We start from the raw sequence: 13,285 nt of genomic DNA on the forward strand, positions 1-13,285 counted from the left end.
CCCTTTTTACACGAAATCCATTCATGAGAGGTATTACACACTCCTAGTGGGGTATAAACAGCAAAAGATACTCTCTGCAACTTGCCTATGTTGGGATAGTTATAAGGAACGTTGTCCCTTTGCCTTTTTCACTATCGACTTCAATAGTTCCTTTCACTTTATCGACGGTACTGTAGACCATAAGCATACCCAGCCCCGTTCCTTCTGCTTTAGTCGAATAATACGGCTTACCGAGTCGCGATATTTCATCTTTAGTCATGCCGACTCCGTTATCTTTAATACTGATCATAATATTTTGTTTTTTTTCAAATATATCGATAAATAGCGTACCGCCATCGGTTTCCTTCATCGCTTCTATACCGTTTTTATATAAATTAATAAGACACTGCTGAATCTGGTTCCGGTCATAGTTTTTATTTAACGAATTATTAAAACTAAATTGAACATCTACTTTGTGCATAGTGGCATAAGGCATTATGATATTTTTAGTATATTCTGATTCTGCCTTCATATTGGAGTAAACCATGTTTTCAGATTGTGGCTTGGCAAAGGAGAGATAATCACTTACAATTTTTTCTGCTCGCTGTAGCTCTTGTAGAGATAACTCTACAAAGCCCTTTTCCTCTGGCGTCATCGTTTTAGATTTATTTAATAGCTGCAAAAAACCACTAGTCACTGTAAGTGGATTTCTGATTTCATGGGATACACTTGCCGCTAGCTCGCTGACGACATTTAATCTTTCCGATTGAACAATCCGTTCCCGATTTTTAATATTGGAGATAATCTTCTCAATCAAAATCATAATGACACTCATCACCCCAACATGAGTTGTCAACGCATTTAATGAAAGAATCCAAAATTGCCTGTCTAAGGAATCCTGAACAAAACCTAAAATTAACAGATAAACCCCCATAATTAGCAAAGCAATCAGACTTGCCGCAATCACACGACCCTTCGATGGTAATTTTAAAAATCTATTTTTATATAACGGCACCAAAATCAGAATCGCTGTCGCAAATAGAAACGAATAAAATACTCCACCTCCACCCACATAGAATCTGTAAGCATTCAAAATAATATATAGAGGAAGAACGTTCCTATATCCTCCAAACAGTGCCACAATAATAAACGGAATGTACCTTAAATCAAAAATATAGCCAATTTCAAGTCTGATAGGTTTTGCAATACAGAGACTCATGGTCACTGCAGACATAAAAACGAGAATCAATCTATTGTAGGAATAGGCCCGATTCTCAAAGAATATTAGAAATGTTAATACTGGAAAAAGCAAAAACAAAAAATTTAAAAGTAGGGTTTCAAACAAGAGATGACTTCCTTTCAGCCTTTTGCTGCGTAAATGAATATATTCAAGGTTATATTAAGAGTTTTAGATCATTACCTAAGCTAACATTATAAGTCACAGTATTGACTATACACTATGTATTTCTCAACCATTTTTCAAATAATCCCAAAAAATCATACTATAGAACCACAATTAGCAAAAAAATACAGACATCTGAAATCTGTTTGGGGTCATCAATTTTCGTATTCCTGAATATCTAAATTGTAAACTGTACCTTCGTAGTTTTTAAGGGCTCATAAATCTAGAGCTGCCACCTTTCTGTATCTGAGAGAAGGAGAGGATTTCATTGCATCCCATAACCGTAATCGAAATTGTAACGTCGGTTGGGTTTGTCCTTGTCATTTTTGTTATAGTATTAGTTTCACCTACGAGGATTAGAAAACTCGGTTTAATCGTAGCCTCTATATTAACATTACTTTTGCTTTTATCCTTTGCGATTCGTCCCGTTTGGATTGAGTTTCAAGTTTCTAAAAAAACAGAACAACTTAATCAATATCTGGAGAAAAAATACCCTTATCAAGAGTGGGAGATTAGCCGGCCAGAAGGTAGACAATATAATCCTTATCATTTAACGGTTAGATTTAAAAATGAAGCGGGCTGGGCTTATACCTATTTAGTAGCAGACAATAATATTCATCAAATCGTTTGGATCCCACCAGAAGGCAAATCTCCTGAGGAAGGAACGCATTCGGAAATGAATCATTAAGTTGTCTTACACAGAAAACAGCCATCCCCTCAGGATGGCCGGTTTTTATTTCACTAAAAATCCGTTAACTGTGATATGGAGCGGCGCCTAATTTAACTTCGCTCGGATCTCCACTTTTGATAATAGCAATGGAGACAGCTATAAGCAATATTTTCCGGAGAAGAAATAAGTACTACAGCCTAAAAACAATTTGATTTCCTGTCTCATTGTTCTTGAAGGGCTTACCATGTTCCCTGAACTCTAATATAACACCTGAAGGATCGTCAGAAAGCGGTGGAGAAATTACGTAATTATAAGAAGCTTGTCCGGTTGAACTTCCGCCATTCATCATTCGACTATCATATTCTTCTCCTATAAACAGCTCGAAAAAGCTATGGTTATGAGAATTTGTTGGAAGCTCAGTTGTCATGTCCCAATCTATATTAAGGGTGACCACACTAGCATTACTATATTGGCGTATAGAGGTCAGTGTATAAAAAAATCCATCTTTCTCAATTGATTTAAGAACTGCAATATGTTTTCTAAAATCAATTGGCTCAACCATCGGTTTAAAATGATCTTCACTTAGCAACGTCCCAAATACCGCTCTCAAAAAATCCTCATAGAGCTCATAATTTTCTGCCCATTTAGAGATAGATTCAAACGGTGGGAATCCTGGATTATTATTCGAGATTTCCTTTCGTTGCTTGATCAATGCACATATTTGCTCGTCAATATCCTTAATTTGCAGATCGTAATGTTCGGTTGGTCGTACAAACGGCATCCTTTTCATGTTGAACCTCCTTTTTGCACAAATGCAAAAGAAATCTCAGCTTCACATACAAGCTCACTATTTACTGTTGCGGTGCCTTTGCCTTTTACAATTTCACCTTTCATCCGATTGACTTCGAATCCGAGAAGAAGCTGATCCCCAGGCGTTACTTGGCGCTTAAAACGGGCATTATCAATGCCAACTAATAACCCTATCTTGCCCATCAGCTTCTCGTTTTTGCACATTGTGATTCCGCCTACCTGGGCTAATGCCTCCACAATTAAAACACCCGGCATAACAGGATGCTCAGGAAAATGGCCGCTAAAAAACGGTTCATTAATGGATACATTTTTAATACCTACTGCTCTTTTGTTCTCCTCCAGCTCTATAATTCTGTCCACTAAAATAAACGGATACCGATGAGGAATAAGTTCTACAATCTGCTGTATATTTAGCATAATTCCCGTTTTAGCCTCCTAAAATACCTTTTGGGTAATTTTAACATTAGAAGTGATTTTGTACTACTCAAAAATACCCAAGTAACTGACCTATAACATCACTTCTGTAGACCCTAAAAAAACAACGGCAGTCCTGGACTAGTAAATAAAGTCCCTGACTGCCGCTTTTTATTGATCTATTGTATCCTAGCTTAAGATTCAAACTTAATTAACAAACACCTGTGTCTTTCTCCCTGCTTCAATTCGTTCAGTGAATTTTCCGCCAGTGTATTCCTCTATCACCTTTTTCCAAAAGCGTTGTGCGGGCTCGTTATTATCTATTTGGTAAACTTCCCATTGCCCCTTATGTATATTAAAAATATCTTTTGCAACTAGTCTACCTAATCCTACTCTCCGATACTTTTTTATAATAAAAAACTCTGCAATGGAAAAGTATAAATCATCATCTCTATTTTTTAATTTGACTAAAACGAATCCAGCATTTTTCCCATTCAGAGTTAACAGATATGGGAAATTCGAGTCCTCTGTCCAGTAATCATTGAGAGGATAATCATTAAATTTCCCGTTTTCTTCAAGGTGCAAATCCATATACTCGGAGAAATCATACATATAAAATTGCATTAGGTTGTTGAGGATTTCTTTTTCTTCAAGGGTCGCCCTTTTAATTTGATAGTTCATCTAAAAACCATCCCATATCTATATTTTATCTAATTAGTAACGGACTCTTCTATTTTCTCGGATAAGTTTCTTCGCATCCTTCGAAATAAAATGATTGTTGTTGTGCGCTTCGATGGATTGATTCCCAATGACTTTGCAGTAATATGTTACCACTCAAGAATACTCTCTTTCAACTTTACAAATTTTTACTTTGTAATTTTGGTACCATTCTTTCTTACCTTTCTCCTGAGCAACTTTGTGAGATTGATGCTGTTTCCAGTTCCTAATCGCGTCCAAGCTCTCCCAATAAGAAATCGTAATACCCGCTCCTGAAGAATCCCTGACACTCTCCACTCCTAAAAACCCAGGTTGCCCGGACGCAAGCTGCTCCATTTTTCCAGCCATAAGGTTATATCCGTTATCCCCCTCCGTACGTTGACTTGAAAATATGACTGCATAATAAGATCCATTTGATTCATGAACCATTCCGCTCAAACTCCCCTTTAATCGTAGATGTTTTTATATAAAACAGATTATACTATTATAATTAAGATAAAAATAATGAATATTAATTGTTAGTTTAATGAATTTTTTTCATACATTATTGAGGAGAGAAATCATTATGAATCTTTTAAAATATCAAATTTTCAGTAAGGTAGTTGAGATCGGCAGCATTACCAAAACAGGAGAGATATTAAATTTAACACAATCAGCCATCAGTCATGCGCTTTCTAGCTTAGAAGCTGAATTCGGACTGTGTCTTCTCATAAGAAACAGATCGGGTATCCGGTTAACCAACGATGGCGAACGTTTAATCCCACATATCAGAGAAATCCTCCACCTTAATGAAAAACTCAATCAAGAAGTAGCTGCATTAAAGGGTGTCGAAATCGGCACTGTGAAAATAGGTACTTTCTCTAGTGTATCGATCCAATGGATGCCCCAAATCATTAAACAATTTCAAAATCAGTTTCCACATATTGAAATAAAACTACTTGATGGTAACTACTCTGAAATAGAAGAATGGATTGCCGATGGAACCGCTGACTTGGGATTTGTTAATCTGCCTACTCGAGATGCTTTTCATGTGGTCCCTCTTCAAAAAGATAGGATGGTCTGCATTATGTGGCAGAATCACCCTCTCGAACGCCAATCAACCATCCGCCTTGAGCAATTGATTGATGAACCTTTTATCATGCCCATTGCGGGTTGTGACACCGATGTAAAGCGAATTTTCTCGCAAAATAAACTCACACCCACGATCAAATATGAATTAGAAGATGATCATGCCATAATCGCCATGGTACAAAATGGTTTAGGGTTAAGTATTCTCCCAGAAATGATTTTGTCACATCTCCCCGACAATGTATGTTATCGCCCATTGGAAGGCGAGTATTATCGTTCTATTGGTATTGCAGCCGCCTCCATTAAAAATGCCTCTCCAGCGGCAAAAAAACTAATTGAATTCATAACACAATGGATCACCAACGTGCCCATCCCTCCGCATTACCGTGATTAATGAGATGGCTCAACGCGCTGTCTGTAACGGCAAGCTTTAAGGCTATCCTTCGCAGAGCAGTCCCTTTTTTGATCCAGCATTAACGTTAGCGTCAGGGGAAACGATTCTTCACTATGTATCTTTTGCGAAATTCACAACTCCCGGGACACGATAATTTGCACAACATAGAGAACAGCCTGCTGGCTGTTCTCTATCGCTGTCTGCCTTAGAAGCACGTGAACGAGCTAATCCGATTCAAATCAATGCCGAAGTACGACCAGAAAAAACCGTTCCATCTGAACCCTGCAATAGAATTACGTCCGACGAATACCGGAAAGAACCAGAATTGCTCGCCGTTGTTCAGCCAAATGTATGTGTTGCGGAACAGGCAGCGTCTGATCCCGCCGGGATCAATGGCAAATGTGGTAGACGACATTTGTGGCACGAATTGCGGTGGAGGAGCCGTCGGCGCTTGAACGCCTCCCGGTGCACCCCCCGGAAATTGTCCGGGGGTTCCACCCGGAAACCCTGGTCCTCCTGGTCCTCCAGGTCCTCCTGGCACGCCAGGTCCGCCTGGTCCGCCTGGGAATCCTGGAAATCCTCCGCCGGCTCCCGGTGTTGGAAAAAATCCCATATGTGATCGCTCCTTTCAATGAGTAGGCATAATCATCATATGCATTCGCGGAGAGAGCGTTTGGGCGCAATAGGCGTTTTTTCAAAAAATGAAAATCAACAATAAGATCTAGCATAGGCACTATCAGAAACCTAATTTGCCTCTACTTATGGTACGTTCAGCGCATCATAGATAAACTGACCAATTACACTCAGCTTTACCTGCTGAATTTATTCCGTCCACATCACCTTACTAAGTTTTTAACTTTAATATTGAATCTTCACTGATGTGATGTAGATGCCTGGTCAGCCTTCACACAATCAATAGCGACAACGAATGCAATCATGAGCGTCTCCATCTCATCCTTCAATATTTGAACCTTATAGCTATCCCCCCAAGTGAACCATTCCTTGTTCACTTTACCGATGACTACACCACGCTGTAAAACCTGAAAATCCATGTCCCACCAGTTGCCATGTACCTCAATGTCAGCCGCATCAATCGTATAACGTGCTTTAAAGAAAGAAAACTCCTTCTTAATCGTCAATACCTCTCGACCATCTACTTCTACAAAAAACTTTGGTAAAAAACTGAACACTTTTTTCGTAATAAGTGCGACCTCATCTCTTGTTGTATTCATAATGGAGAATGTCTTGGGAATTTGCATAAAACTGCCCTCTACGTAATAGACATCTTGCTCCTGCTGATTCTTTACCGTGAATTTACCACTTAGACTGAATACCTTTTGTTTTATATAAAGTTGCTTCATTCTAAGCCTCCTATCGTTCCTCTTAGTTAACATCATTTTAGACAAATGTTATAGTTGTTTTGTCATAATAAAATCTATTTGTTCTTCTTCACCCATATAAAAAGAATGAGTTCCTGTATGAACAAACTTCATTTTTTCATAAAAGCTAATAGCGTTTTTATTTTTTTCCCAAACCCCTAACCAAATCTTCTCTTTATTACATTGTACCGCTATTTCTATAGCTTTATTTATTAGATATTTCCCAAGCCCCTGTTTATGAAATTTTTTTCTAATATAGATCCTCTCGACTTCAAGTGAATCATTACCCATTACTTCAGATTGAGCATCCTCGGTGTTTACCTTTAAATACCCAGCGATTTCTTCATTAAAATAAATAAAATAGAATTCTGATGAGCTATCCGACAATTCTTTTTCTAATTGTTTTAAGTTAAATGCTCTATCCAGGTAGGCCTTCATATTTTCAGGTGAATTTTGATTACTAAATGTCTCATTAAATGTTTCAACACTAATTCCTTGAAGTGAACCTAGATCTTCGAACGTGCACTTTTTTATATTGATAGCCATATCGTTTTCTCCTTTTAAAATATCAATTTACAAATAAACTCTTATTTCGAGCTCTAATTATATGGTGTTATGCAGATGTGACAGGAAAATAGTATACCATAATTGTTGTATTTGCAACAAAAAAACTAAGGATTTACCATTCATTCTACCTATTCGCGTATTGGCGTAATCAGTCTCTCTACGGCAGTCAGAACTCCAAAAGGAAGCGAGCGAGGTTTGGGGATTCGATGATGGAAGATGGTTACTTTCGGACCCAGATGACGTTATTTGCGAATATTTCGGCTTTGGAGCAAGGTTTCGGACCCCAGTGCAGTTATTCCCCCGAAAAGGCTGCTTTCGGGGTGTTTTTCAGGCTAATAACGGCTATACGGTCCGTTAGGATTCCAAAAGTGAGATATGGCGCGTCTAAGGGTCATCTGAGTCCGTTAGATGCTTCCGGGCGCGCAAACGTGATCGAAGAATGTGTGGCTTGGGAGTTTGATGATGGATGACGGTTACTTTTCGGACCCAGATGACGTTATTTGCGAAGATTTCGGCTTTGGAGCAAGGTTTCGGACCCCAGTGCAGCTATTCCCTCGAAAAGGCTTCTTTTGGGGTGTTTTTCAGGCCAATAGCGACTATGCGGTCCGTTAGAATTCCAAAAGTGGGATATGACGCGTCTAAGGGTCATCTGAGTCCGATAGATGCTTCCGGGCGCGCAAACGTGGTCGAAGAAAGTGTGGCTTGGGAGTTTGATGATGGAAGATGGTTACTTTCGGACCCAGATGACGTTATTTGCGAAGATTTCGGCTTTGGAGCAAGGTTTCGGACTCCAGTGCAGTTATTCCCCTGAAAAGGCTGCTTTCGGGGTGTTTTTCAGGCCAATAGCGACTATGCGGTCCGTTAGGATTCCAAAAGTGAGATATGACGCGTCTAAGGGGCATCTGAGTCCGTTAGATGCTTCCGGGCGCGCAAACGTGATCGAAGAAAGTGTGGTTTGGGGATTCGATGATGGATGGCGGTTACTTTCGGACCCAGTTGACGTTATTTGCGAATATTTCGGCTTTGGAGCAAGGTTTCGGACCCCAGTGCAGCTATTCCCTCGAAAAGGCTGCTTTTGGGGTGTTTTTTAGACCAATAACGACTATGCGGTCCGTTAGGGTTCCAAAAGTGGGCTATGACGCGTCTAAGGGTCATCTGAGTCCGATAGATGCTTCCGGGTGTGCAAATGTGATCGAAGAAAGTGTAGTTTTTTTTGGGGGATAGCGGAGGTGACAAAAGTAGAGGGTTCTTGATGATGGAGGAAGCAAACGAAGTTTCAGGATTCGCGGATGGAGAAAACGAGCGACGTTTGGGGGACGATGATGGAGCAAAAAAAATGAGGTGCCCCAGCAGCCATTTTCGGCTTTTAGGACACCCATCCTTTCCGCTGTGCGCATAAAGCGCAGTATGGTGGACTGGTAAGAGCCCGGTTAAAGCCATCTCATAAATCTTTTTTTAGATAGTTTAATCTGATTACTTTCGGCCCATGCGGTTAGTTCTTTCATTCCCTTGTATTCTTCGTCAAGAAAACTAAAACATAATTTATAGGGAGGAAATTTGTGATCTACAGGTTTAATGCCTATTACGGGTATGAAATAGCCCTTTACATAAATATTATCAATTTGATTCGCTTGAATTTCTTTGTTTTCTACTATTATAGCGTCCGGATGAATTCGAACCTCAATGAACTTTCTAATCGTAATGATCCTATAGAGCAATATGATTACAACAATCAGACAGAAAGCCGACCATATATAACCAAAATAAAGTAATACTTTATACTCCGTATTATTTCTGGTATTTAACAATAGTATGCCACTTGAAAAAATCATAGAAAACAGAAGCGACATTAACGACGGACGACTCACCTTATAAGCACCTATATTTTCCATAACCCCCTCACTTTCTCAGACTATTATAACTTACTATATTTCATAAATTATGGATATGGCACTTCTTTTTAATCCACAGGAATCTCAATCACCTTGTTATATTCCTTCATATAATGTATTCCTTCTATCAGAATACTTTCAGGTTTCGTTTGTGTATCAAATAATAAGGTGCGTTCCTTCATGAGTTTACCGTTCATTTGTTCTGACTCTTTTTGATTAATTGTTGTTTTTAAAGCCGTGTTTTCGTTAGCATTTTCTATAGACACACCATCCAGCATTACATCCTCATCTGTAGCAATAGTTATTTCAATCCCTTGAGCGGTCTTGGTCACATCTTTAATCCATAATTCTTTATCCCCTAGTAGAATCGGCTCATTACTATCAGCATTTAGAGGATACTTCTCTTCCAGCTTCTGATATCCAACAAACTCTTTAACAACCAGCTGCAATGAATGTAATTCTTTTGGCAAGGTGTCATAACGAATATCAAATGATCTCCCACCCAGCGAGGTTTTATTGCTACTACCTAATATTTCTACAGGCTTTCCATTGGCAATTAATTGAATGCCTTCTAACCCTAATCTTATTCGATCGAAATTCTCGACATTCATACTCCCTTTAATCACAGTCATGGTGGGTGTGGCCGTGATCGACTTGAAGGTAATTGATCCTTTGTCGGCTTTGACCTTTTTATTAATCGACTGTTTGATCTGAGTCACCATCGCTTGATTTGGATTATAAGAAAACGTTATGCTCCCTTCACTCATCTGCCCTTTCTGGGGAGGTCCCCAGTAATGAAGTGTTAGTTTTTTCGAGAATGGGCTTACGCTATCAAATGTCATCGTGCCTTTTATTTCTGTATGTTCGTCGTTGATTAAAGATACGCCGCTTCTTATGTTGGAATTCGTGAGAAACCCTTCTATTTTTGAAGGACTAAAATGATCTCCCGTCTCCTGTAGTCCCTTAGGATTGTTTAACGTGTAATACACAATAAATTGATTGGCATCTGCCATAATTCCGTTAATCGTAAGTTCTGTTCCATCTGCTAACGTCGTCTTTTTGTCTATGCTTTGTCCCATTCCTTGTTCATTGAGTTGTTGTAAAGTTCCCTCTAACACCTCATCAAAACCAAATAACTTTTTTCCATAATAAGCGAAGGCATTATAGCTGTTTCCAGAAACTACTATCACTAATATAATGACGGCTGCAATCTTCCAGAGGGGCGAGCTTTTTCTTTTTATTCTTTTTGGAGGTGCCGAGTCTAAAGCATTTCTTAATCTCATTTCTAAACCCTCAGGTGCAGTTATGGACTCTAAATTCCTCTTCTCATCCACTAATCGTTGTTCGACGTTATTGTTCATCAACATCACCTCTGTAATGATTTTTCAGCGTTTGTAATCCATTGTAGATCCTTGATTTAACAGTTCCGATCGAGACCTGTGTGATCTCAGCTATCGTTTGATAATCGAGATCATGAAAATATTTCAATTGAATTGCTTCTCTTTGCTGCTCGTTCACATGTAACAATAACGCCTGCATATCCATTTGCTGTTCACTTTTATGATAAGGATCGCCTGATGTAACATCGGCTTTTTCCTTCTCGTCAGTGATGCTCCAGTCCTCTAATAACACCAGCTTGCTTCGCTTATGAAGTTGCCTTTTACAGCCGTTTACCAAAATCGTCTTACTCCAGCTGTAAAAAGACTCCTCTTTCTTAAGTTGGTCAATCTTCTCGTATAACGTAACTATCATTTCCTCCATGGCATCCATAGCATCATGTGCATTTCCCATATAGCTGTACGCAAGCCTATAAAAAACATCCTTTTCATACATGATTAATTGCAGCAAAACTTCTTTATTTCCCTTTTTAGCTTTTTTCACCAATCGAACAACATCCATGCCTTCACCTCTCTCCCCTATATGAGTCAGGAGCACTGTAAAAAGTTCATCTTCATAAATTTTTTTTATATATCGTGAACTATTCAATCCACCCAAACTGTAATATTCAGGAAAATTTCACTCAGACATACCCAAATCTAGTTGATTTTAAACGCTTCAATGTAATAGAATGAACTAATCTAAAAAGAAAAGGATGGGCATAAGCAATGCCGTTTAAAGAACCTCGTACACTTAGTAAAAGATCTCTGCTATTCTTCTCTCTCATTATGCTTGTAAAAAGCTATTTTGCCTGGTATTTTCTATTTGAAGATGGCCCTACTTGGACCACTTGGCTTAAAGAAATCCCTTTTGTACTTCTAGTCTTTTGCTTGATTGAATGGTTCGCTACGAAACGAAAAATTGCAATTTACATGCTTGTCAATGTATTGATTACTACTCTATTTTTCTCATTAATTGTATATCATAATCATTTTGGCATCATTGCTACTTCGCAAGTATTAGATCAGGTCAAACAAGTGGGAGCCGTAAAGAAAAGTATATTTTCGGTCCTTCGTCCTCAATATATGCTTATCTTTGTGGATATCATTGTCATCAGCTTGGTGATGTTTAGAAAACAGAAAGCGCTGGATTGGAAAAAAGCCATGTCGCGCAAAAGTAACCGTAAAGCGGTGGCAGTCCTGTTCTGTATTTCCATCATCATTTGTGCAATGAATATTTTTCCAAACCGTGCCAGTATGAACGAAACGATTAAAGCGGAACAAATGGGCATTCTTAATTATGAAGCCTACTCTCTGCTAGCTGATCAAGAGGAAGAACAAATTGACGTTTCTGAGATTACGCAATCCACTATTGATAAAACTAAAGGAATTCAAGCTAGCTCTAATCCGGTTTTATTTGGAGCCGCCAAAGGAAAAAATCTAATCATTCTGCAAATGGAGTCTTTCCAGAACTTCTTAATCAATCTAAAGATTGATGGACAAGAAATCACACCAAATATGAACAAGCTTGCCGCCAGCAGCTTCTACTTCCCGCGTTTCTACCAGCAGGTTGGACAAGGCAACACTTCAGATGCAGAGTTTATTGTGAACACTTCTTTTTATGTACCCCCTGATGGTCCAGCTACCCAAATGTACGCTCCTAAAGAGCTACCAAGCTTACCCAAGCTGTTGCAAGCACAAGGTTACGATACGGCAACATTCCATACGAACGAAGTCGACTTTTGGAACCGTGGTGAGCTTTATAGTGCTTTGGGATTCAATCGTTATTATGATAAAACTTACTTCGGGGAAGAAGACACTGTATTCTATGGCGCTTCTGATGAAGTTTTGTATGAAAAAACAGCTGCAGAGCTGGCAAGAATGGATCAGAATGAGCAACCCTTTTACTCCCATGTAATTTCGATGTCATCTCATAATCCGTTCTCCATCCCAGAGGATAAATACAAAATGACACTTCCAGAGCGATTCGAAGGAACGCTTGTTGGCGATTATATTCGGGCTCAGAATTATGCTGATTATGCGCTGGGACTTTTTATCGATGAGCTCAAACAAAACGGTGTGTGGGATAACAGCTTGATCGTATTGTACGGGGATCATCGTGGACTGCCTATCTTCTCTCTAAAAGAGGATGATCATCTCCTACTGGAAGAGATTCTCGGCCATGAATATTCGGAACGTGAATTGATTAATATTCCGTTGATCATGTCAGCAACAGGGATTACAACTCCTAGTGTAAAAGAACAGCTAGGCGGGCAAGTGGATATTTTACCTACCGTATCTAATTTATTGGGTGTCTCTCTTGCAGATCATATTCATTTCGGACAAGATCTCTTGAATCAATCAACTTATAACTTACTACCACAACGGTATTACTTGCCTACAGGATCTTTCGTAAATAACGAAGAGCTCTTCTTATCCGGCAGTGGCTTCGAGGATGGCCAGCATTATACTTTATCTGGTAACGGCAACCAACCTCTGCAATCCACAGAAGACGAATTCGAGCGTGCCTTACAGCTACTCCATTTGTCAGACAGTTATGTTACACAGCTACCGGATAGAGTTATTGAAGAATAAGCTGCAATGTATAGCAAAAAAG

The 13,285-nt window shown here is 39.1% G+C and carries 15 protein-coding genes; 4 read left to right on the forward strand and 11 right to left on the reverse strand.

What is annotated here, in order from left to right; translation table 11 throughout:
- Positions 1-85: 85 nt before the first annotated feature.
- The gene (locus MHI15_RS02810; protein WP_076127331.1) at positions 86-1,324 is read right to left on the reverse strand and encodes an ATP-binding protein; all 1,239 of its coding nucleotides are present in this window, start codon (positions 1,322-1,324) and stop codon (positions 86-88) included.
- A gap of 325 nt (positions 1,325-1,649) precedes the next feature.
- Here MHI15_RS02810 and MHI15_RS02815 point away from each other — a divergent pair, with 325 nt between their 5' ends.
- Positions 1,650-2,069: a hypothetical protein gene (locus tag MHI15_RS02815; protein ID WP_076127333.1), complete on the forward strand. Its 420-nt coding sequence runs from the start codon at positions 1,650-1,652 to the stop codon at positions 2,067-2,069.
- A gap of 172 nt (positions 2,070-2,241) precedes the next feature.
- On the opposite strand, the gene MHI15_RS02820 is transcribed toward MHI15_RS02815, so the two are convergent.
- The 4 genes from MHI15_RS02820 to MHI15_RS02835 form a co-directional block, all read right to left on the reverse strand.
- The gene (locus MHI15_RS02820) at positions 2,242-2,841 is read right to left on the reverse strand and encodes a chorismate mutase (RefSeq protein WP_076281503.1); all 600 of its coding nucleotides are present in this window, start codon (positions 2,839-2,841) and stop codon (positions 2,242-2,244) included.
- Complete coding sequence (gene fabZ / locus MHI15_RS02825; RefSeq protein WP_076281502.1) at positions 2,838-3,278, reverse strand: 3-hydroxyacyl-ACP dehydratase FabZ; 441 nt, start codon at positions 3,276-3,278, stop codon at positions 2,838-2,840. The genes MHI15_RS02820 and fabZ overlap by 4 nt, the downstream gene beginning before the upstream one ends.
- 204 nt (positions 3,279-3,482) lie before the next feature.
- On the reverse strand, positions 3,483-3,956 hold the full coding sequence (locus MHI15_RS02830; protein WP_076281501.1) for a GNAT family N-acetyltransferase: 474 nt from the start codon (positions 3,954-3,956) through the stop codon (positions 3,483-3,485).
- A gap of 153 nt (positions 3,957-4,109) precedes the next feature.
- Positions 4,110-4,421, reverse strand: a complete 312-nt coding sequence (locus MHI15_RS02835) for an antibiotic biosynthesis monooxygenase family protein (RefSeq protein ID WP_076281500.1) — start codon at positions 4,419-4,421, stop codon at positions 4,110-4,112.
- Between the two features lie 136 nt (positions 4,422-4,557).
- On the opposite strand from MHI15_RS02835, the gene MHI15_RS02840 reads away from it, so the two are divergent.
- A complete protein-coding gene (locus MHI15_RS02840) occupies positions 4,558-5,454 on the forward strand; it encodes a LysR family transcriptional regulator (protein WP_076281499.1) in 897 nt (298 codons plus the stop codon).
- A 205-nt stretch (positions 5,455-5,659) separates the two neighbouring features.
- Here MHI15_RS02840 and MHI15_RS02845 read toward each other — a convergent pair whose 3' ends face one another.
- The 3 genes from MHI15_RS02845 to MHI15_RS02855 form a co-directional block, all read right to left on the reverse strand.
- A complete protein-coding gene (locus MHI15_RS02845; protein WP_076201483.1) occupies positions 5,660-6,067 on the reverse strand; it encodes a transporter in 408 nt (135 codons plus the stop codon).
- A 259-nt stretch (positions 6,068-6,326) separates the two neighbouring features.
- On the reverse strand, positions 6,327-6,815 hold the full coding sequence (locus MHI15_RS02850) for an LURP-one-related/scramblase family protein (RefSeq protein WP_076276104.1): 489 nt from the start codon (positions 6,813-6,815) through the stop codon (positions 6,327-6,329).
- A gap of 48 nt (positions 6,816-6,863) precedes the next feature.
- Positions 6,864-7,379, reverse strand: a complete 516-nt coding sequence (locus tag MHI15_RS02855) for a GNAT family N-acetyltransferase (RefSeq protein WP_076183033.1) — start codon at positions 7,377-7,379, stop codon at positions 6,864-6,866.
- Positions 7,380-7,866: 487 nt separating this feature from the next.
- Between MHI15_RS02855 and MHI15_RS02860 the strand changes: the two genes are divergently transcribed.
- Positions 7,867-8,211, forward strand: coding sequence for a hypothetical protein (locus MHI15_RS02860; RefSeq protein WP_341164108.1), 345 nt, complete (start codon positions 7,867-7,869; stop codon positions 8,209-8,211).
- Positions 8,212-8,830: 619 nt separating this feature from the next.
- Here MHI15_RS02860 and MHI15_RS02865 read toward each other — a convergent pair.
- The 3 genes from MHI15_RS02865 to MHI15_RS02875 all read right to left on the reverse strand — a co-directional run bounded on the left by MHI15_RS02865 (position 8,831) and on the right by MHI15_RS02875 (position 11,191).
- Positions 8,831-9,292, reverse strand: coding sequence for a hypothetical protein (locus MHI15_RS02865; RefSeq protein ID WP_341164109.1), 462 nt, complete (start codon positions 9,290-9,292; stop codon positions 8,831-8,833).
- Positions 9,293-9,360: 68 nt separating this feature from the next.
- Positions 9,361-10,653, reverse strand: a complete 1,293-nt coding sequence (locus MHI15_RS02870) for a DUF4179 domain-containing protein (RefSeq protein ID WP_076281493.1) — start codon at positions 10,651-10,653, stop codon at positions 9,361-9,363.
- The gene (locus tag MHI15_RS02875) at positions 10,643-11,191 is read right to left on the reverse strand and encodes an RNA polymerase sigma factor (RefSeq protein WP_076278725.1); all 549 of its coding nucleotides are present in this window, start codon (positions 11,189-11,191) and stop codon (positions 10,643-10,645) included. Before MHI15_RS02875 ends, MHI15_RS02870 begins: the two co-directional genes overlap by 11 nt.
- Positions 11,192-11,397: 206 nt before the next feature.
- Here MHI15_RS02875 and MHI15_RS02880 point away from each other — a divergent pair, with 206 nt between their 5' ends.
- The gene (locus tag MHI15_RS02880; protein WP_076218177.1) at positions 11,398-13,263 is read left to right on the forward strand and encodes an LTA synthase family protein; all 1,866 of its coding nucleotides are present in this window, start codon (positions 11,398-11,400) and stop codon (positions 13,261-13,263) included.
- The last annotated feature ends 22 nt before the right edge of the window (positions 13,264-13,285 follow it).

The organism is Paenibacillus sp. FSL H7-0918, assembly GCF_038007025.1.
GTDB classification, from domain to species: domain Bacteria; phylum Bacillota; class Bacilli; order Paenibacillales; family Paenibacillaceae; genus Paenibacillus_AQ; species Paenibacillus_AQ odorifer.